Annotated in this window: 17 protein-coding genes; 1 reads left to right on the plus strand and 16 read right to left on the minus strand. The window is 69.6% G+C overall.

The genetic code is table 11. From position 1 onward, the window contains the following. Positions 1–52 precede the first annotated feature (52 nt). Positions 53–949 (plus strand): MurR/RpiR family transcriptional regulator, encoded by an 897-nt coding sequence (locus EV684_RS00285; RefSeq protein ID WP_132644209.1) that lies wholly within the window; start codon positions 53–55, stop codon positions 947–949. Between the two features lie 6 nt (positions 950–955). Here the strand turns inward: EV684_RS00285 and EV684_RS00290 are convergent, their stop codons facing one another. The 16 genes from EV684_RS00290 to EV684_RS00365 all read right to left on the minus strand — a co-directional run bounded on the left by EV684_RS00290 (position 956) and on the right by EV684_RS00365 (position 20,528). Next, positions 956–1,216 carry an STAS domain-containing protein gene (locus EV684_RS00290; RefSeq protein ID WP_132644210.1) on the minus strand — a complete coding sequence of 87 codons (261 nt, stop codon included), beginning with the start codon at positions 1,214–1,216 and terminating at the stop codon, positions 956–958. 1 nt (position 1,217) lies between these two features. Further along, positions 1,218–1,838, minus strand: a complete 621-nt coding sequence (locus EV684_RS00295; protein ID WP_132644211.1) for an MlaC/ttg2D family ABC transporter substrate-binding protein — start codon at positions 1,836–1,838, stop codon at positions 1,218–1,220. A gap of 68 nt (positions 1,839–1,906) precedes the next feature. After that, positions 1,907–2,674, minus strand: coding sequence for an MlaA family lipoprotein (locus EV684_RS00300; RefSeq protein WP_132644212.1), 768 nt, complete (start codon positions 2,672–2,674; stop codon positions 1,907–1,909). Continuing rightward, positions 2,671–3,165 carry an outer membrane lipid asymmetry maintenance protein MlaD gene (gene mlaD / locus EV684_RS00305; protein WP_132644213.1) on the minus strand — a complete coding sequence of 165 codons (495 nt, stop codon included), beginning with the start codon at positions 3,163–3,165 and terminating at the stop codon, positions 2,671–2,673. Before mlaD ends, EV684_RS00300 begins: the two co-directional genes overlap by 4 nt. Positions 3,166–3,187: 22 nt before the next feature. Beyond that, positions 3,188–3,970, minus strand: coding sequence for a lipid asymmetry maintenance ABC transporter permease subunit MlaE (gene mlaE, locus EV684_RS00310; RefSeq protein ID WP_132644214.1), 783 nt, complete (start codon positions 3,968–3,970; stop codon positions 3,188–3,190). Further along, positions 3,967–4,779: an ABC transporter ATP-binding protein gene (locus EV684_RS00315; protein ID WP_132644215.1), complete on the minus strand. Its 813-nt coding sequence runs from the start codon at positions 4,777–4,779 to the stop codon at positions 3,967–3,969. The genes mlaE and EV684_RS00315 overlap by 4 nt, the downstream gene beginning before the upstream one ends. Positions 4,780–4,932: 153 nt before the next feature. Then, positions 4,933–6,399, minus strand: a complete 1,467-nt coding sequence (locus EV684_RS00320) for a glutamate synthase subunit beta (RefSeq protein WP_132644216.1) — start codon at positions 6,397–6,399, stop codon at positions 4,933–4,935. A 22-nt stretch (positions 6,400–6,421) separates the two neighbouring features. Then, positions 6,422–11,155 (minus strand): glutamate synthase-related protein, encoded by a 4,734-nt coding sequence (locus tag EV684_RS00325; protein ID WP_132644217.1) that lies wholly within the window; start codon positions 11,153–11,155, stop codon positions 6,422–6,424. A 342-nt stretch (positions 11,156–11,497) separates the two neighbouring features. Then, on the minus strand, positions 11,498–12,166 hold the full coding sequence (locus tag EV684_RS00330) for a transposase (protein WP_132644218.1): 669 nt from the start codon (positions 12,164–12,166) through the stop codon (positions 11,498–11,500). A gap of 3 nt (positions 12,167–12,169) precedes the next feature. After that, a complete protein-coding gene (locus EV684_RS00335) occupies positions 12,170–13,321 on the minus strand; it encodes a deoxyguanosinetriphosphate triphosphohydrolase (protein WP_132644219.1) in 1,152 nt (383 codons plus the stop codon). After that, positions 13,318–14,409: a 3-dehydroquinate synthase gene (gene aroB, locus EV684_RS00340; RefSeq protein WP_132644220.1), complete on the minus strand. Its 1,092-nt coding sequence runs from the start codon at positions 14,407–14,409 to the stop codon at positions 13,318–13,320. Before aroB ends, EV684_RS00335 begins: the two co-directional genes overlap by 4 nt. A gap of 32 nt (positions 14,410–14,441) precedes the next feature. Further along, the gene (locus tag EV684_RS00345) at positions 14,442–15,020 is read right to left on the minus strand and encodes a shikimate kinase (RefSeq protein WP_132644221.1); all 579 of its coding nucleotides are present in this window, start codon (positions 15,018–15,020) and stop codon (positions 14,442–14,444) included. After that, positions 15,017–17,125, minus strand: a complete 2,109-nt coding sequence (locus EV684_RS00350) for a hypothetical protein (protein WP_132644222.1) — start codon at positions 17,123–17,125, stop codon at positions 15,017–15,019. The genes EV684_RS00345 and EV684_RS00350 overlap by 4 nt, the downstream gene beginning before the upstream one ends. 30 nt (positions 17,126–17,155) lie before the next feature. Then, positions 17,156–19,312, minus strand: coding sequence for a type IV pilus secretin PilQ (gene pilQ, locus EV684_RS00355; RefSeq protein WP_132644223.1), 2,157 nt, complete (start codon positions 19,310–19,312; stop codon positions 17,156–17,158). Continuing rightward, positions 19,309–19,827 carry a pilus assembly protein PilP gene (locus EV684_RS00360; RefSeq protein WP_132644742.1) on the minus strand — a complete coding sequence of 173 codons (519 nt, stop codon included), beginning with the start codon at positions 19,825–19,827 and terminating at the stop codon, positions 19,309–19,311. Before EV684_RS00360 ends, pilQ begins: the two co-directional genes overlap by 4 nt. A gap of 11 nt (positions 19,828–19,838) precedes the next feature. Then, positions 19,839–20,528: a type IV pilus inner membrane component PilO gene (locus tag EV684_RS00365; protein ID WP_132644224.1), complete on the minus strand. Its 690-nt coding sequence runs from the start codon at positions 20,526–20,528 to the stop codon at positions 19,839–19,841. Between the last annotated feature and the right edge of the window lie 3 nt (positions 20,529–20,531).

Below are 20,531 nucleotides of genomic sequence, written 5' to 3' on the forward strand. Positions count from 1 at the left end.
CCCGCCCCCGACCCCGCGGCCCGTCCGCGATCCCGCCGCCGAACTGAGCCCGATGCTCGAACGCATCCGGGCCTCGATCCCGGCGCTGCCGCCGGCCGAACAGCGTGTCGCACGCCTGCTGCTGGCCGACGCCCGCGGCTTCGCCAGCCTGCCGGTCGGCGAACTCGCCGAACGCGCCCGCGTCAGCAAACCCACCGTCGTGCGTTTCTGCCGCAGCGTCGGCTACGACGGGCTGGCCGACTTCAAGATCAAGCTCGCCGGCAGCGTCAACGAAGGTGTTCCCTTCGTGCACCGCGCGGTCGAGGAGGACGACAAGCCCGGCGACCTGGTCGTCAAGGTCGTCGACAACGCCGTCGCGGCGCTGCTGCGCTATCGCAACGCCGCCGCCAGCCAGGCGATCGAAGACGCGATCAGCGCGCTCACCGAAGCCGGCCGCCACAGCCGGCGCATCGAGTTCTACGGCGTCGGCAACTCCGGCATCGTGGCGCTGGACGCGCAGCACAAGTTCTTCCGCCTGGGCGTCAACTCGATGGCCATCAGCGACGGCCACGTGCAGGTGATGAGCGCGACCATGCTCGCCGAAGGCGACTGCGCGGTCGTCATCAGCAACTCGGGGCGCAGCCGCGACATCCTGGACGTCGCCGAGATCGCGCGCCGCAAGGGCGCGACGGTGATCGTCATCACCGCCAGCGGCTCGCCGCTGGCGACGCTGGCGCTGGGCTCGCCCGGCCACATCCTGCTGGCCGCCGACCACCCCGAGGACGCCGACCGCTACAGCCCGATGGTCTCGCGGCTGCTGCACCTGACGATCGTCGACATCCTCGCCACCGGCGTGGCGCTGCGCCTGGGATCGGCCGCGCTGCGGCCGACGCTCGCGGAGATCAAGAAGAACCTGCGCAACCGCCGTTATTCCGACGGCCAGCGGCCGGCCGAGGACCGCGACGCCTGAGCCGGCTCAGCCCGCCTCGGCCGCGGGCAGGCCCAGCACCTCGTCGACGCCGTACAGGCGTGCCAGCTCGACGAGCTGGGCCGGAGCGCCGTCGACACGCAGCGTGCGCCCGCGCGCCGCGGCGCGGCGGCGGGCTTCCAGCAGCAGCGCGACCGCGGAGCTGTCGAACTCGGCAAGCCCGCTGGCGTCGACGACGTCGGTGTCGTCACCGAGCTGACGCAGCAGCTGCGGCGCCTGCGCCAGCATGGCGGTCGCGGGCAGCTTCATCTCAACCCTTCTTGGCCGGCTGGGCCGGGGCCTTGTTGCGCTCGACGAGCTTGGCGATCAGGCCGTCGATGCCGCCGGCGCCGAGTTCCTGGGCGAACTGCGAACGGTAGCTCTGCACCAGCCAGATGCCGCCGACGTTGACGTCGATGATCTTCCAGGCACCCTGCTGCTGGTCGAGGCGGTAGTCGAGCTTGATCGGCTCGCCCTTGCCGCGGACCTCGGACTGCACGACGACCTGCGTGCCGCCGGGCACCGGCTGGGTCTTGGTGATCTCGACGGTCTGGTCCTTCAGCTGCGTCAGCGCGCCGGCGTAGACACGCACCAGCAGGATCTTGAACTCGGCCTGCAGCTTGGCGCGCTGATCGGGCGTGGCGCTGCGCCACTGCGGGCCGACGGCCGAACGCGTGACGGTCTCGAAGGCCACCGCCGGCATCACCTTGTGGTCGACCAGCGCGACGATGGCGTTGATGTCGCCGGACTGGATCGCCTTGTCGTTCCTGGCCGTCGTGAGCACGTCGTTGGAGATCGTGCGCACGAAGGCGTCGGGCGCGCCGGGCTGGGCATTCGCGCCGGCGATCAAGAGGCCCAGCATCGCCAGGCCGGTGAGGAATTGCTTGAACATCGTCTGCCTTTCGGTTGCGGACACGCCGCGCGGCGTTGACGCATCAACGCAGCAACCGGGGTTGCGGTTCACTGCGCCGGCGCAGCCTCGCCGTCGCCGTAGCCGTCGTCGTCGTAGTCCACGAGCGGCGGAGCGCCGTCGTACACCTGGTCCAGCCGCCGTGACAGGTAGGCGTCGCGCACGAACGAATAGCGATCGAGCGCGACCCGGTCGAGCAGCTGGGTCGTCTCCAACAGATCGCTGCGCGCGTTCAACAGTTCCGTCGCCAGCACCGTGTAGCTGCCGGCATCGGTCTGCGGCAGACGCGACGGAGCGAACACGCGATCGACCGGCCAGGACAGGCCGTCGCGCACCGACGAAGGCCCGAGCAGCGGCAGCACGACGTACGGCCCGGCGCCCGCACCCCAGACGCCCAGCGTCTGGCCGAAGTCCTCGCTGCGGCGCTCCAGCCGCAGCTCGGTGCCCCAGTCGAGCAGGCCGAACAGGCCCATCGTCGTGTTGACGAGCACGCGCGCGCTCATCTCCAGGCCGTCGGCGGGCTTGCCCTGCAGGAACTGGTTGGCCGCCGACCAGACGTCGCGGATGTTGCCCAGCACGTTGCCGATGCCGGTGCGCACGATCTGCGGCACGTGATCACGGTAGGCCTCGGCCACCGGGCGCACGACCGCCTCGTCGACCTGGTCGTTGAAGGCGAAGACCTTGCGGTTCCAGTTCTCCCACGGGTCGGCGGGCGAGGCGGCGCGCTGCGGCGTGGCTTCGCCCGGCACGGGCGCCGGAGCGGTGGCGCAGCCGGTGGCCAGCGCGGTGACGGCGAGCGCGGCGGCCAGGCGCTTCACTGGGCGGCTCCCGGCGCGGTGGCGCCGCCGCCGGCTTCGGCGGCCTTGCCGGTCATGAACTGGCCGATCAGGTTCTCCAGCACGACGGCCGATTGCGTCTGCGCCACGGTGTCGCCCGACTTCAGGTTCTGGTCGTCGCCGCCGGGCTCCAGGCCGATGTACTGGTCGCCCAGCAGGCCGGAGGTCAGGATCTTGGCCGCCGAGTCCTTCGGGAACTGGAAGCGCTGGTCGACGTCCATCTCGACGACGCCCTGGAAGGTCTGCGGGTCCAGCGAGATCGACCTGACGCGGCCGACGACGACGCCGGCGCTGCGCACCGGCGCACGCGCCTTCAGCCCGCCGATGTTGTCGAAACGTGCCGTCAGCGAGTAGGTCTCGCCGTTGCTGCTGAAGCTGCCGAGGTTGGCCGCCTTCAGCGCCAGGAACGCGAACGCGCACAAGCCCAGCAGGACGAACAACCCGACGAGCGTCTCGATACCCTTCTTTCCCATTCTTTTCCTCAGCGGCGCCGGATCACGGCGTCGAGAACATCAGTGCGGTCAACAGGAAGTCCATTGCCAGCACCGCCAGTGAAGCGATGACCACCGTCCGTGTCGTCGCATGGGCCACGCCTTCGGGCGTGGCCTGCGTCTCGTAACCCTGGTACAGCGCCACCGCGGTGCAGATGACGCCGAAGACGAAGCTCTTGACGATGCCGTTGCCGACGTCACGCCAGACGTCGACGCTGCTCTGCATGATCGACCAGAAATTGCCGGCGTCGACACCGATCATCAGCACCGCGACGACCCACGCCCCCAGGATGCCGATGGCCGAAAACAGGGCGGCCAGCAGGGGCATCGAGATGATGCCGCCGAGGAAACGCGGCGCCAGCACGCGGCTGCGCGGGTCGATCGCCATCAGTTCCATCGCGGCCAGCTGCTCGCCGGCCTTCATCAGGCCGATCTCGGCGGTCAGCGAGGTACCGGCGCGGCCGGCGAACAGCAGCGCGGCGACCACCGGCCCGAGTTCGCGCACCAGCGACAGGTTGACCACCAGCCCCAGGCTCTCGGCGGCGCCGTAGGTCACCAGCGCGTAGTACATCTGCAGCGCGAGCACGAAACCCACCGCCATGCCCGAGGCCAGGATGATGACCAGCGAGCGGTTGCCGATGGCGTGGATCTGCGCGACGACGAGCGAGAAGCGGCGCAGCGCCGCCGGCGAGTGGCGCAGCAGGTCGACGAAGAAGTAGGCGGCGTGGCCGAGCGCACGCAGCCATTCCAGCGTGGAGCGACCGAGCAGCTGCAGCGCGGCCGTCATGCGCCGATCCCCAGGTCCTGCGCCAGCGGCGGCGCCGGGTAGTGGAACTTGACCGGGCCGTCGGGCTCGCCGCGGATGAACTGGCGCACCTCGGGGTCGTCCGAGCGCGACAGCTCGGCCGGCGTGCCTTCGGCCACGAGGGTGCCGCCGGCGCGCATCAGGTAGGCGTAGTCGACGATCTGGAAACACTCCTGCACGTCGTGCGAGACGACGAGCGAGGTGGAGCCGGTGGCGTCGTTGAGCTTTCGGATCAGGTTGGCGGTGACACCCATCGAGATCGGGTCCAGCCCGGCGAAGGGCTCGTCGTACATGATCAGTTCGGGGTCCAGCGAGATCGCACGCGCCAGCGCGATGCGCCGCGCCATGCCGCCCGACACCTGCGAGATGCGCAGCGCCGCCGCGCCGCGCAGGCCGACCGCGTTCAGCTTCATCAGCACGATGTCGCGGACCGCCGACTCGGGCAGATCCGGAAAGTGCTCGCGCAGCGGAAAGGCGACGTTCTCGAACACCGTCAGGTCGGTGAACAGCGCGCCGAACTGGAACAGCATGCCCAGGCGGCGACGCAGGCGGAACAACTGGTCCTTGTCGCGTGGGTCGATCTGCTGGCCGTCGAAGACGATGCGGCCCTGGTTGGGCGGGTACACGCCGCCGATCAGCCGCAGCAGCGTCGTCTTGCCGCAACCCGAGCCGCCCAGAATGGCCGTGACCTGGCCACGGCGGAAAGTCATCGAGACGTCGCGGAGGATCGTCCGTGCGGCGTCGTAGCCGAACGTGACGTGGTCGATCTCGATGAGGGCGTCGGACTTCAAGCGGAGCGTGTCGCGGCCTGTCGGCCCCGACCTAAACGAATCGTGGGTCGGTAATTTTCGCACGAGGCTACGGGAGCTGCGGGTTCGCCCGAACTCAGCCCCCGGTAAAGCCTTGTGAACGGCAACACGCTGCCGCGACCTGCGCTCGCGATTTCAGCGCGGCAGCAGCGACGAGCCGGTCAGGAACTCGTCGACCTCACGCGCGCACTGGCGGCCTTCGCGGATCGCCCAGACGACGAGCGACTGGCCGCGGCGCATGTCGCCGGCGGCGAAGACCTTGGCCACGCTTGTGCGGTAGCCGCCGGCGGCCTCGGTCGTGGCCGCGGCGTTACCGCGTGCGTCCTTGGCGACGCCGAAGGCCTCGAGCACGCTGGCCACGGGGTTGGTGAAACCCATCGCCAGCAGCACCAGGTCGGCCTTCCATTCGCGCTCGCTGCCGGGCACCTCGACCATCTTGCCGCCCTGCCACTGCACGTTCACCGTCTTCAGGCCGGTGAGCTTGCCCTTGCTGCCGACGAACTCCTTGGTCGCGATGGCGAACTCGCGCGCGCAGCCTTCCTCGTGGCTGGAGCTGGTGCGCAGCTTGCTCGGCCAGTACGGCCAGGTCATCGGCCGGTCTTCCTGCTGCGGCGGCATCGGCATCAGCTCGAACTGCGTGACGCTGGCCGCGCCGTGGCGGTTGCTGGTGCCGACGCAGTCGCTGCCGGTGTCGCCGCCGCCGATGACGATGACATGTTTGCCTTCGGCCCGGATCTGGCCCTTGACCTTGTCGCCGGCGACGACCTTGTTCTGCTGCGGCAGGAACTCCATCGCGAAGTGCACGCCGTCGAGATCACGCCCGGGGACCGGCAGGTCGCGCGACTGCTCGGCGCCGCCGGCCAGGATGACGGCGTCGAACTCGGCCTGCAGCTGTTCGGCCGACACCGTCTCCTTGGCGTCGTTCGTGACCTTGCTGCCCTTGGGCAGCGCGCCGACGAGCACGCCGGTGCGGAAGACCACGCCTTCGGCCTTCATCTGGTCGACGCGCCGGTCGATGTGCGACTTCTCGAACTTGAAGTCCGGGATGCCGTAGCGCAGCAGGCCGCCGACGCGGTGGTTCTTCTCGAACACCGTGACCTCGTGGCCGGCACGCGCGAGCTGCTGCGCCGCGGCCAGGCCGGCCGGGCCGGAGCCGACGACGGCGACCTTCCTGCCGGTCTTGTGCGCGGCCGGCAGCGGCCGGATCCAGCCTTCGGCCCAGGCGCGGTCGACGATCGCGTGTTCCAGGCTCTTGATGCCGACGGCGTCGCCGTTGACGTTGAGCGTGCACGCCGCCTCGCAGGGTGCGGGGCAGATGCGGCCGGTGAACTCGGGGAAGTTGTTCGTCGAGTGCAGCACCTCGATCGCGTTCTTCCAGTCGCCGCGGTAGACCAGGTCGTTCCAGTCGGGGATCAGGTTGTTGACCGGACAGCCGTTGTTGCAGAACGGCGTGCCGCAGTCCATGCAGCGTGCGCCCTGGATCTTCGCCTTCGGCTCGTCCAGGCCGATGACGAACTCCTTCCAGGTCTTCAGACGTTCGGCGACGGGCGTGTAGCCCTCCTCCTGGCGCTCGTACTCGAGGAAGCCGGTGACCTTGCCCATGATGGTTCTCGTCCTGTTCTGGTTACTTGGCGGCGACGGCGGCGGCGGAGGCCCGGGCCTTGCCGGTGGCGACCTCGGCCTGGGCCTTGGCGGCACGTTCGGCGAGCGCACGCTTGTATTCGTTCGGGAACACCTTGACGAACTTGGCACGCGAGGCGGCCCAGGCGTCGAGCAGCTCGCGCGCACGCAGCGAGCCGGTCCAGCGGTGGTGGTCCTCGATCAGCTTCTTCAGCAGCGACTCGTCGGCCATGCCGCGGTGCCAGGAACCGGCCTCGCCGGCCTGCTCGTCGCGCGGCAGCACCTTCTCCAGCGTGACCATGCTGGTGTTGCAGCGGCGCGCGAACTCGCCGTCCTCGTCGAAGACGTAGGCCACGCCGCCCGACATGCCGGCAGCGAAGTTGCGCCCCGTCCTGCCGAGCACGACGACGGTGCCGCCGGTCATGTATTCGCAGCCGTGGTCGCCGGTGCCTTCGACGACGGTCGAGGCGCCCGACAGCCGGACCGCGAAACGTTCGCCGGCGACGCCGCGGAAGAAGGCCTCGCCGCTGGTCGCGCCGTACAGCGCGGTGTTGCCGATGATGATGTTCTTGGTCGCGTCACCGCGGAACTCGATCGACGGGCGCACGACGACACGTCCGCCGGACAGGCCCTTGCCGGTGTAGTCGTTGGCGTCGCCGATCAGGTACAGCGTGATGCCCGGCGCGAGGAAGGCGCCGAAGCTCTGGCCGCCGGTGCCTTCCATCTGCATGAAGATCGTGTGGTCGGGCAGGCCTTCGGGGCGATGGCGCACCAGCTCGCCCGACAGCATCGCGCCGACGCTGCGGTTGCGGTTGCGTGCGTCCTCCATGAACTGCACCTTCTCGCCGCGTTCGATCGCCGGGCGGCAGCGTTCGATCAGCTTCAGGTCCAGCGCCTTCTCCAGGCCGTGGTCCTGGCTCTCGCAGTGCAGGCGCGGCACGTCGGCGGGCGCGGCCGGCAGGTGCAGCACGCGGCTGAAGTCCAGGCCACGCGCCTTCCAGTGCTCGATGCCCTTCTTCATGTCGAGCAGGTCGGCGCGGCCGATCAGCTCGTCGACGGTGCGCATGCCCAGCTGCGCCATGATCTGGCGCGCTTCCTCGGCGACGAAGAAGAAGTAGTTGACGACGTGCTCGGGCTTGCCGGCGAACTTGGCGCGCAGCACCGGGTCCTGCGTGGCCACGCCCACCGGGCAGGTGTTGAGGTGGCACTTGCGCATCATGATGCAGCCCTCGACGACCAGCGGCGCGGTCGCGAAGCCGAACTCGTCGGCGCCCAGCAGCGCGGCGACGACGACGTCGCGGCCGGTCTTCATCTGGCCGTCGGCCTGCACGCGGATGCGCCCGCGCAGGCGGTTGAGCACCAGCGTCTGCTGGGTCTCGGCCAGGCCCAGCTCCCAGGGCGTGCCGCAGTGTTTGATCGAGCTCCACGGCGAGGCGCCGGTGCCGCCGTCGTAGCCGCTGATGACGACGTGGTCGGCCTTGCACTTGGTGACGCCGGCGGCGACGGTGCCGACACCGACCTCGGACACCAGCTTGACGCTGATCGAGGCGCGCGGGTTGGCGTTCTTCAGGTCGTGGATCAGCTGCGCCAGGTCCTCGATCGAATAGATGTCGTGGTGCGGCGGCGGGCTGATCAGGCCGACACCCGGCACCGAGTAGCGCAGGAAACCGATGTACTCGGAGACCTTGCCGCCCGGCAGCTGGCCGCCTTCGCCGGGCTTGGCGCCCTGGGCCATCTTGATCTGGATCTGGTCGGCGGAGACCAGGTACTCGGTCGTGACGCCGAAGCGCCCGGACGCCACCTGCTTGATCTTCGAGCGCAGGCTGTCGCCTTCCTGCATCACGTAGTCGGCCTCGATGACCTTGCTGCCGACGACGTCCGACACCTTGGTGCCGGCGGCGATCCGGATGCCCTTCAACTCGTTGCGGTAGCGCGCCGGGTCCTCGCCGCCTTCGCCGGTGTTGCTCTTGGCGCCGATGCGGTTCATCGCCAGCGCCAGCGTCGAGTGCGCCTCGGTGCTGATCGAACCCAGCGACATCGCGCCGGTGGCGAAACGCTTGACGATCTCGGCGGCGGGCTCGACCTCCTCGAGGGGAATCGCCTTGCTCGGATCGACCTTGAACTCGAACAGGCCGCGCAGCGTCATGTGGCGGCGGTTCTGGTCGTTGATGATCTGGGCGTACTCCTTGTACGTCTCCCAGCGGTTGCCGCGTGTCGCGTGCTGCAGCTTGGCGATCGCGTCGGGCGTCCACATGTGCTCCTCGCCACGCGTGCGCCAGGCGTACTCGCCGCCGGCGTCGAGCATGGTCGCGAGCACCGGGTCGTCGCCGAACGCGGCCAGGTGCATGCGCACCGCTTCCTCGGCGACCTCGAAGACGCCGATGCCGCCGACCTGGCTGGCGGTGCCGCGGAAGTACTTCTGGACGAAGTCGCGCTGAAGGCCGATGGCCTCGAAGATCTGGGCACCGCAGTACGACATGTAGGTGCTGATGCCCATCTTCGACATGATCTTCGAGAGACCCTTGCCGACGGCCTTGATGTAGTTGTAGATCGCCTTGTCGGCCGACAGCGCACCGGGCAGCTCGGCGTGCATCGCCGCCAGCGTCTCCAGCGCCAGGTACGGGTGCACGGCCTCGGCACCGTAGCCGGCGAGCACCGCGAAGTGGTGCACCTCGCGCGCCGAGCCGGTCTCGACGACCAGGCCGGCCGTGGTGCGCAGGCCGGCACGCACCAGGTGGTGGTGGATGGCCGACAGCGCCAGCAGCGCGGGAATGGCCACCTGGCCGCGCGCCATGCGGCGGTCGGTGATGATCAGGATGTTGTGGTCGCTCTTGAGCGCATCCACGGCCTCCGCGCACAGCGAGGCCAGCTTGGCCTCGACGCCTTCACGGCCCCAGGCCAGCGGGTAGGTGATGTCCAGCTCGTAGCAGCGGAACTTGCCGTGGGTGTGCTTCTCGATCGAGCGCAGCCGCGCCATGGCGTCGAAGTCCAGCACCGGCTGCGTCACCTCCAGGCGCATCGGCGGGTTCACCGCGTTGATGTCCAGCAGGTTGGGTTTCGGGCCGATGAAGCTGTTCAGCGACATGACGATCGCTTCGCGGATCGGGTCGATCGGCGGGTTCGTCACCTGCGCGAACAGCTGCTTGAAGTAGCTGTACAGCGGCTTGTTCTTGTCCGACAGCACGGCCAGCGGGCTGTCGTTGCCCATCGAGCCGATCGCCTCCTCGCCGTTGGCGGCCATCGGGGCGAGCAGGAACTTGATGTCCTCCTGCGTGTAGCCGAAGGCCTGCTGGCGGTCGAGCAGGGTCTCGGCGAACGCGGCCGGCTCGGCGTTCACCTGCACGTCGTCCAGGCGCACGCGCACGTTGTCGATCCACTGGCGGTACGGGCGCGCGTTGGCGAACTGGTTCTTCAGTTCCTCGTCGTCGACGATGCGGCCCTGCTCCAGGTCGATCAGGAACATCTTGCCCGGCTGCAGGCGCCACTTCTTGACGATGCTGTTCTCGGGGATCGGCAGCACGCCGGACTCCGAGGCCATGACGACGATGTCATCGTCGGTGACGATGTAGCGCGCCGGACGCAGGCCGTTGCGGTCGAGCGTGGCGCCGATCTGGCGGCCGTCGGTGAAGACCATCGCCGCCGGGCCGTCCCAGGGCTCGAGCATCGCCGCGTGGTACTCGTAGAACGCGCGCCGGCGCGTGTCCATCAGCTCGTGGTTCTCCCAGGCTTCCGGGATCATCATCATCGCCGCGTGCGCGAGCGGGTAGCCCGACATCGTCAGCAGCTCGAGCGTGTTGTCGAAGGTCGCGGTGTCGCTCTGGTGCTCGAAGCTGATCGGGTAGAGCTTCTTCAGGTCGTCGCCGAGCACCGGCGACTTCATCACGCCCTCGCGGGCGCGCATCCAGTTGAAGTTGCCCTTGACGGTGTTGATCTCGCCGTTGTGCGCGACCATTCGGTACGGGTGCGCCAGCGGCCATTCCGGGAAGGTGTTGGTCGAGAAACGCTGGTGCACCAGCGCCAGCGCCGAGGTCGTGCGCGGGTCGGCGAGGTCGCGGTAGTACTGGCCGACCTGGTCGGCGAGCAGCAGGCCCTTGTAGATCACCGTGCGGCAGCTCATGCTGGGCACGTAGTACTCGCGGCTGTGGGTGAGCTTCAGGCGCTGGATCGCGGCCGAGGCGGTCTTGCGGATCACGTAGAGCTTGCGCTCCAGCGCGTCGGGCACGATGACGTCGTGGCCACGGCCGATGAAGACCTGGCGGATCACCGGCTCCTTCTTGCGCACCGTCGGCGACATCGGCATCTCGCGGTCGACCGGCACGTCGCGCCAGCCGAGCAGCACCTGGCCTTCGGCCTTGATCGCGCGCTCCATCTCCTGCTCGCAGGCCAGGCGCGAGGCGTGCTCCTTGGGCAGGAAGATCATGCCGACGCCGTACTCCCCCGGCGGCGGCAGTTCGATGCCCTGGTCGGCCATCTCGGCGCGGTACAGGTCGTCGGGGATCTGGATCAGGATGCCCGCGCCGTCGCCCATCAGCGCGTCGGCCCCGACGGCGCCGCGGTGGTCCAGGTTCTCCAGGATCTTCAGGCCCTGCTCGACGATCGAGTGCGCTTTTCGCCCCTTGATGTGGGCGACGAAGCCGACGCCGCAGGCGTCGTGTTCGTTGCGCGGGTCGTACAGGCCGCCTTGGGCGAGCTGGACTTCGTCGACGGTCGCGGGCGTGGCGGTGGCTGCGTCGCGCATGGCGATCTCCGGGCATTCAGGGGGGAGCGCGAGCCTAACCCACGCTCCCTATGAGGGCAAGCCCGAATAAATAGGGTCAGACACCACAACAAAGAGGCTCGTCGGTTGCGACTCTCTTTAATGGGGACAGAGTGATGCGCCGGGACGGTGCAGCCTGTTCGTGCGCGGTGCGCCGGCAGCGGAGAACGCCCGCCCAGGTCGCGCAGGGCACGCGCTTGCGACAAGGTTTGGTGCGAGACCGGCGCCGCCCGGCGGCGGCAGGCAGCCGACGGCGGGACGACGACTCGGGGAAAGTCCGGACCCGCCGCAGCCTGCGCGGCGGTCTTCCTCCCGCCGGGAGGTTCAGTTCAGCGGACGCGCCGGGGCCGGGCGCGGCGGCCGCCCGCGCGGCCGCGGGCGCAGCGGCCGGCTCGTCTGTTCGCCCAGACGGGCCAGGAAGGCCGGCCCGCCGGCCGCCCAGCCGCCCAGCGCCGCCTCGCGCAGGGCGGCCGCTTCGGCGGGTGCGACACCGGTCTCCAGCAGGCGGCGGTAAGCCGCCTCGCGTTCGAACGGCGTGTTGCCCAGCTGCCAGACTTCCGGCGGGTCGACGACCAGCGGGTCGCGCCCGCCGGTGCGGTGCGCCGCGCTGGACCACGGCGCCGCGGCGTCGACCAGCCGCAGCGCGGCCAGCAGCCACGCGCCCGGCTCGACCGGCGCGCAACGGTAGCGGCCGTCCCACAGCGTGCCGCGGCCGCCGTGGCGCTGGCGGTAGGCGGCGACGTAACGCCGGCCCAGCGCCTGCATCATGCGGCCCAGCGCGTCCTCGGCCGGTGGTGTCGCGACGATCTGGACCTCGGCGTCGGCCAGCGCGTAGGCATGGATCGCCACGCGGTGTGCCGCGGCCGCTTCGCGCAGCGCGGCGACGAAGGCGCGCCGGTCCTCGTCATCGGCGAACACGCTGCGCCCGTCGTGCCCGCGCTGGACGACGAGATGGCCGCAGCCGGGCAGCACGAGGCGCGGCAGCCGGGCCATCGTTCAGAGCGCGAACAGGTCGCGGCCGGTCAGCCGCTGGTGCTCGCGCAGCGCGAAGCGGTCGGTCATGCCGGCGATGTAGTCGGCCACCGCACGGTGGAAGTCGCTGGCGCCGGCAAAGTCGGCCGGCATCTCCTGCGGCGCGGCGACGTAGGCGGCGAAGAGTTCGGCGACGACGGTGCGCGCACGGGCCGTCACGTCGACGACCTGCGGATGGCGGTACAGCTCCTTGAACAGGAAACGCTTCAGCTCGGCCAGCGGCTCGCGCACCGCGTCGCTGAACGCGGCGATGCGCGGCAGCCGGCGCAGCGCGTCGGCGTCTTGCGGCCGGTGCCGGGCGAGCTGGCGGTGGGTCTCGTCGATCAGGTCGTAGACCAGCGCCGACAGCAGCCGCCGCAGCGTCTCGAACAGCAGCCGGCGCGGCGGCATCGTGGCCAGCCGCGGATGCGCGGCCAGCGCCTCGTCGCGAAAACGCGCGTACAGCGCCAGGCCGTCGAGCTGCTCCATCGTGATCAGCCCGGAGCGCACGCCGTCGTCGACGTCGTGGGCGTTGTAGGCCACCTCGTCGGCGAGGTTGACGATCTGCGCCTCCAGCGAAGGCTGCGTGCCGTCGAGGAAACGCCGCGCCGGGCCGTCGGGCTCGGTGGCGCACATCAGCTCCGCATGGCGCTGCGAGCAGTGTTTGAGGATGCCCTCGCGGGTCTCGAACGTCAGGTTCAGGCCGTCGAACTCCGGATAACGCTGCTCCAGCTTGTCGACGACCCGCAGGCTCTGCAGGTTGTGCTCGAAGCCGCCGTGATCGGCCATGCACTGGTTCAGCACGTCCTGGCCGGCGTGTCCGAACGGCGTGTGGCCGAGGTCGTGGGCCAGCGCCAGCGCCTCGATCAACTCCTCGTTCAGCCGCAGCTGGCGCGCGACGGAACGCCCGAGCTGGGCGACTTCCAGCGAATGCGTCAGCCGGGTGCGGAACAGGTCGCCTTCATGGTTGACGAAGACCTGGGTCTTGTAGACCAGGCGCCGGAACGCGGTGCTGTGAACGATGCGGTCGCGGTCGCGCTGGTGCTCGGTGCGCGGCGCCGACGAACCCTCGTCGATGCGCCGGCCGCGGCTGCGCCACGGATCGACCGCCCACGGAGCCAGCCCGGTGTCGTTCACGCCACGAGGTGGCGCTCGATCGCCTGGGCGACCAGCGCGTCGGGAGCCGCGCGCACGACGGCGCGGCCCGGGGCCTCGATCAGCACGAAGCGGATCTCGCCGCCTTCAGCCTTCTTGTCGACACGCATCAGCTCGAGGTAGCGCTCGATGCCCAGCCGCGGCCCGCGCACCGGCAGGCCGGCGCGTTCGCACAAACGCTGCAGGCGCTCGACGAAGGCCGCCGGCACCCGGCCGAGCAGCGCCGACAGCTCGGCGGCCATCACCATGCCGCAGCCGACGGCTTCGCCGTGCAGCCATTCGCCATAACCCAGGCCGGCTTCGATCGCATGGCCGAAGGTGTGGCCGAAGTTGAGGATCGCGCGCAGGCCGGCTTCGCGTTCGTCCTGGCCGACGACCTCGGCCTTGATCTCGCAGGAGCGCCGCACGGCAAACGCCAGCGCTGCGCGGTCGCGCGCGCGCAGCGCATCGACGTTCGCCTCGATCCAGTCGAGGAAACCGGCGTCGGCGATCGGCCCGTACTTGATGATCTCGGCCAGCCCGGCGCTCACTTCGCGCGCCGGCAGCGTGTCCAGCGTGTCGAGGTCGCAGATCACGCGGCGCGGCTGGTAGAACGCGCCGATCATGTTCTTGCCCAGCGGGTGGTTGATCGCGGTCTTGCCGCCCACCGAGGAGTCGACCTGGGCCAGCAGCGTGGTCGGCACCTGCACGAAGGGCACGCCGCGCATGTAGCTGGCCGCCGCGAAGCCGGTGATGTCGCCGACGACGCCGCCGCCGAGCGCGTAGAGCACCGTCTTGCGGTCGCAGCCGCGCCCGAGCAGGTGGTCGAAGATCAGGTTCAGCGTCTGCCAGGTCTTGTGCGCCTCGCCGTCGGGCAGCACGACGGTGCTGACGTCGCGGTGCAGCGGCGCCAGCGCGCGCCGCAGCGCGTCGCCGTGCAGCGGATCGACCGTGGTGTTGGTGACGATGACCGCCGAAGCCGAGCGCGGCAGGCCGGCCCACGACCCGGCCCGGGCCAGCAGGCCGCCAGCGATCAGGATGTCGTAGCGCGAATCGGGAGTGGCGACGGAGACGGTGACGGGCTCGGACATGCCACCAGTGTACGGGGCAGGCTGCGACCGCCTCAGCGCCGCGCGGCGGGCGGTTCGCCTGGCGGGTGGTCGATCGGCGAAGGCACGCGGTCCGGGTCGATGATGCCGGCCAGTTCCAGCTGCATCAGCACCATGCCGATCAATGCCGGCACCGAGGGCCGGGTGGTCTCGACGACGAAATGGGCGCAGCGGCGGTACAGCGGGTCGCGATCACGGAACAGATCGCGCAGCTTGCGCTGCGGGTCGGCCACCTGAAGCAGAGGCCGCGTGCTGTCGTGGCGCAGGCGGCGGAAGAGTTCTTCCGGCGTCGACCGCAGGTAGAAGACCTGGGTGCGGGCGTGCAGCGCCTCGCGGTTGGCCGGCCGCAGCACGGCGCCGCCGCCGGTGGCCAGCACGCAGCCCGGCTGGCGCGTCAGCTCGTCGATCGTGCGCTGCTCCAGGTCGCGGAACGCGTCCTCCCCCTGGGCAGCGAAGAAGTCGCGGATGCTGCCGCCGAGCTGGCGCTCGATCTCGGCATCACTGTCGACGAACCGAAGGCCAAGCTGCCGCGCCAGATGGCGCCCGACAGTGGACTTGCCACTGCCGGGCATGCCGACGAGGGAGACGATCACTGGATCGTGCAGGGCGTCGTGGGCGTCGACCTCGGGTCGACGGTGACGGTGTAGGTCGTGGTCAGGCCGCTCGGCGACTTGAACGACAGGGCGAGCGCCCCCGGGACGGTGGCGTCGTCGCCGAACTCGTAGCTGACGCCGACACCCGGGAACGGCGCGGTCGTGCTGACGACGGGCGAGCCACCCGCCACCTTCACCGTCAGGCCGGTGGTCTGGGCGGTGGCGCTCACCACCGTTGCGGCCGCCATCGGGTTGAAGCGGTAGGCGTTGTTGTCCGTCGCCGCGAAGTACAGACTGCCGGCGTAGGACCCGGTGTACACCGTGTCGCCACCCGACATCGCGACCTTGGTGACGCTCACCGCTGGCGAGGTGAGCGTGGGGCCGCTCGTCTTGGTGATCGCGTTGGCGGTGCAGGCGGCATTCGTCAGGCCGCTCGTGTCGAGCCAGACGGCGCCGGCCGCAGAGGTCGACAGCACGGTCTCCACCGAGCGCCGGACGTAGGTGCGCTGGGTCCAGGTGCCGTCACAGGTGGCCGGACGGCTCGGGATCCAGGCGTCTGCCCCGGCCGGGATCAGTTGCAGGATCGGGTAGGTCGAGCTGCGGTCGACACAGGCGCTGACATCGGCGCCGGTCAGCGAGACGAACTCGTCGAACGAAGCGTCGAACGTGGCGTCGAACAGCTTGTCCTTCGTGACGTCGCCCAGGTCCTGGAACGGCTCGGTGCTGTCCCAGACGTTGTCGCCGTCGAGGTCGATGAACGACTCTTCCCCGACCGCGTAGGCGACGATCGTGACCCGGCCGTCCGCGGGACGCGGCGCCTGCGACACGAAGTTGACCGTCGCCGAGGCGATCGAGCCGCTGAGCCGGGTCTGTGCGCTCGACGCGACCTGGCCACCCTCGGCCCAGAAGCTGATCGTCGTGCCGGCGGGCACCGGGTTGGCGCTGCGGTCCGCGGCGTAGATCGTGTAGGTGTTCGTCGTGCCGTCGATGTTGTAACCCTCGATGTTCAGCGTGTCCTGCGACAGCGAGAAGTTGAGTTGCGAGGGCAGGCCGACGGCCACCGCCAGGTTGCTGGAGACGGTGGAGACGCCGCTGGCGAGCGCGGCGGTCACGCGCACCGGGGTCGGCACGGTCCCGGAGTTCACCAGGACGCTGACCTGGCCGTCGTCGTCCGTCGTGCGCGTCACCGCGCTCTGGCCGCCCTGGATCGTCAGGCCGCCGGTGAAGGTCGTCAGCGACAGCGTCACCGACTGGTTGGGCAGCGGGTTGTCGGAGCGGTCGTTGACCTGGAAGACGACGGTCGACGAGGTCGTCAGGCCCGAGCCCTGGAGGTAGATCGTCTCGGGCGAGGCGCTGACGAACACGATGTTGTTGGCCGTCGGCGAGCCGATGAACAGACCCAGCGTCGAGGACACCGTGGTGCCCGAGATCGACGCCGTGACGGTGTCGGTGCTCAGCGTCGCGCCACAGCCTTCATCCTTGTACGTGAAGTACACCGGGCTGGTGGTGACCGTCGTGCTGGCCGGAGAGATCGTCGCCTTGCCGGCGGCGACGCAGGAGGAGGTGAGCGCCAAGGTGGCCGGTGCCGTCGTGCCGACGCCGCTCAGCGAGACCGTCAGCACGGTCTGACCGTAGGCGCTGACCGGCGAGCCGCTGGAGGTTCCGCTGTCGGCGGTCAAGCTCGTGATGGTCGAGTTGGTCGCGACGAGGCTGAAGCCCTTGGATGCGGTGACGGTCTCGTCACCGATCTCCGCCGTGGCCACCACCGTGTCGGCGCCGGCCGTCGTGGAGGACGCCGGCGACAGCGTGACCGTGGCCACGCCGTCCTCGTCGGACAAGGCGGTCTCGGCGCTCAGGCTGCCGTTGCCGTTGGTGGTCGAGAAGCTCACGACGACACCGGAGGCGGACTTGCCGGCGGCGGTCTTCAGCCTCGCGGTCACCGTCGCTGGCGAGGCCGCCGTCACGGTGCCCGAGGACAGCGACAGTGTCATCGACGCGGCACCGTCGGTGTCGTTGTCCGGCGCCTTGGGATTGCTGCTCCCCCCACCGCACGCGGCCAGGGCCAGCAAGGCCACCAGGGCGAACAGCCTCTTCAACATCGACATGGATTTCCTCCCCTCTGACGGGATATTGGGTCAGCGGACCGCGGCGCGGTCGGTGACGATCTTGGGCGTCAGGAACACCAGCAGCTCGGTCTTGCTGGAGGTGCGCGTCGTGCTGCGGAACAGCACGCCGAGCACCGGGATGTCGCCGAGCAGCGGCACCTTGCTGACGTCGTTGCTCTCGCTTTGCGTGTAGATGCCGCCGATGACGACGGTGCCGCCGTTCTCCACCAGCACCTTGGTCTTCACGTGCTTGGTGTCGATCGCGAAGCCCGCGGTCGTCGAGCGGCCGACGCTGTCCTTGTTGACGTCGACGTCCAGGATGACGTTGCCTTCGGGCGTGATCTGCGGCGTCACCTCGAGCTTCAGGCTCGCCTTGCGGAAGCTGATCGAGGTGGCACCGCTGGAGGTGCTCTCCTGGTACGGCAGTTCCTCGCCCTGCTCGATCAGCGCCTTCTCCTGGTCGGCGGTGATGACCCGCGGGCTGGAGACGATCTTGCCCTTGCCGTCGGCTTCCAGCGCCGACAGTTCCAGGTTCAGGAAACGCGTCAGGCTCGAGTTGAACAGCGACACCGCGAAGGTCGCCGCCGACGAGCCGCCGAAGTTCGACGACGAGACGTTGGCGCCCAGGTTCACGAACTGGGTGTTCGAGTAGTCGATCGTGTCGCTGACCTGGCCCGTCTGCACGCCGACGGCGTCGTAGTTGCCGCCGACGCTGACGCCGCCGTTGTTGCCGAAGCTGCTGCGCATGTCGCTGGCGCCGAGCTTGACACCCAGCGCGCGGCCGAAGGTGTCGTCGGCCTCGACGATGCGCGCCTCGATCATCACCTGGCGCACCGGGATGTCGATCTTGGCGATCAGCTGGGTGATCTCCTCGAGCTTGCCCGGGATGTCGGAGACGAAGAGCTGGTTGGTGCGCGTCTCGTAGATGACGCTGCCGCGCGGCGACAGGATGCGCGTGGTCTGCGACGAACCCGACCCGCCCTGCCCCTGGTTCTGGCCCAGCAGCCCCTTGGCCACGACCTCGGCCTTGGTGTAGTTGAGCTGGAAGGACTGGGTGCGCAGCGGCTCGAGCTCGGCGACCTTCTTCTTGGCCTCGAGGTCGACCTGCTCCTTGGCCGCCAGCTCCTCCTTCGGCGCGATCCAGAGCACGTTGCCGGACTTCTTCACGCCCAGGCCCTTGCTCTGCATGATGATGTCCAGCGCCTGGTCCCAGGGCACGTCCTTGAGCCGCAGCGTGACGGTGCCGGTGACGGTGTCGCTGGTCACGACGTTGAAGTTGGTGAAGTCGGCGATGACCTGCAGCAGCGCGCGCACTTCGATGTTCTGGAAGTTCAGCGACAGCTTCTCGCCCTGGTAGCCCGGGCCCTGCGTGAGCTTGTTCGGGTCCATCTTCAGCGGCCGGACCTCGAGCACGAACTGGTCGTCGGTCTGGTAGGCGCTGTGTTCCCAGGCGCCGGTGGGCTCGACGACCATGCGCACGCGGTCGCCGGCCTGCACCGTCGAGACGATGCGAACCGGGGTGCCGAAGTCGGTGACGTCCAGTCGGCGGCGCAGCGCATCGGGCAGCGACGCCCGCGGGAACTCGACGACGAGGTTCTGCCCCTGCTGGCGCAGGTCGACGCCGAGCTGCGCGCTCGGCAGGCTGACGACGATGCGGCCGGCGCCGTCGCTGCCGCGGCGGAAGTCGATGCCGCGGATGCTCTGCGTCTCGACGTTCTGCGACGGCGCGAAGTGCACCGCCTGCTCGGCGGCCGCGATCTGCGGCGCGACGGTGTCCAGCAGCAGCAGCAGCGCGTTGCCCTGCAGCTGGGCGCGGTAGCTCGTCGGCTGCTTCAGGTTAAGCACCAGGCGCGTGCGTTCGCCGGCCTGCGCGACGCTGACCGAACGCAGGTTGCCCTGGTTGACCTCCACGCTGTTGCGGCCCATCGCGTTGCCCACGCCCGGCAGGTCCACCGCGATGCGCGGCGGGTTCTGCACCGCGAAGCCGTTGGGCACCGCGGCCAGCGGCTCGCTGAGCTCGATGCGCACCACCTCGCCACCGGACTGCTGGGTGCTGCTGATGGACTGGATCGCCGGTTCGGCCCGGGCAGCCGGGGCGAGCAGCAGGCCGCTGGTCGCGAAGGCCGCAAGCACGGCACGCCAGTTGAACATCGTTCGAATCTCCTCGGTGTCCTTCAACGCCGTCATCGCGCCCTCTCCTGGAGTTGCAGCACGGCGGGCCGTTCGACCCACTCGCCGGCGGCGTCCTGCACGACCTCGCGCAGCGCGATCTCGGTTTCCGCGATGCGCGTCACCCGGCCGTAGTTCTGACCCAGGTAGTCGCCCAGCTTCACCTGGTACAGCAGGTTCTCGACGCGCAGCAGCGCGAACTGACGGCCGCCCCGCACGACACTGCCGACCATGGCCATGCTGTCCAGCGGGTAGGCCTCCAGCGGCTCGCGCCGCCGGTTCATTTCCGATGCCAGAAGGGAGTTCGGCTGCCGCGCTTCCTGCTTGAGGGCGACCGAGAGCTTCTGGTTGCTGAAAGGCTCGACGCCTTGAGCCTGCGCATACGGTTCGGGGTCGAAACGTTTGGGCGCCTGCAGCGGTTGCACGTTGGGCTTGACCTCGTGGCGCTGCTGGTCCATCCAGGCCTGCAGTTCGTCGGTGCGGTCGCCGCAGCCGGCCAGCAGCGCGGCCAGCGCCGCGATCACGGGCAGCATCCGGGTGGCGCTCACTTGCGGCCTCCCTTCTTCTTCTGCTGCGAGGCACTGGCCTTGCGGCGCTCCTCGACCTCGGCCGGATCAAGGTAGCGGTAGGTGCGCGCGGTGGCCTCCATCTGCAGCATGCCGTTGGCTTCCTTGGGCAGCTGGGTGATCGTGAGGTTCTGCAGCGTCACGATGCGCGACAGGTTGGCGACGTCGGCGGCGAAGGCGCCGACGTCGTGGTAGCGGCCCGAGACCTTGAGCGCGATCGGCAGCTCGGCGTAGTAGTCCTTGACCTCGACCTGGCCGGGCCGGAAGAGCTCGAACTGCAGGCCGCGGCCAAGGCCGGCCTGGTTGATGTCCGACAGCAGCGCGTCCATCTCGGCCTTGCCGGGCAGCTGGCGCTCGAGCTGGGTCACGTACTCCTGCACCTGCTCCTTCTGCTTGCGCAGCTCGGAGATGTTCACGGCCTGCGCGAGCTTGTTGCGGTACTCGGTCTTCAGCGCCGGCTCGCGGTCGCGTTCGGCCTGCAGTTCGTCGTTGGCCGCCGACAGCAGCAGGAACCAGCCGAGCACGACGACCGCCAGCGCCGCGGCACCCCAGGCCGCGGCCTTGGGCAGCGGCGGCCACTGGCCGGGCTCGTTGCGGTTGAGGCCGCGGAACTGGGAGGCCGCCCGTTCGAACAGGCCGCCGAGGTCGATGTTGACGTTACGGGCCATGCT

This window comes from Rubrivivax gelatinosus (genome assembly GCF_004340905.1).
GTDB classification, from domain to species: domain Bacteria; phylum Pseudomonadota; class Gammaproteobacteria; order Burkholderiales; family Burkholderiaceae_C; genus Rubrivivax; species Rubrivivax gelatinosus.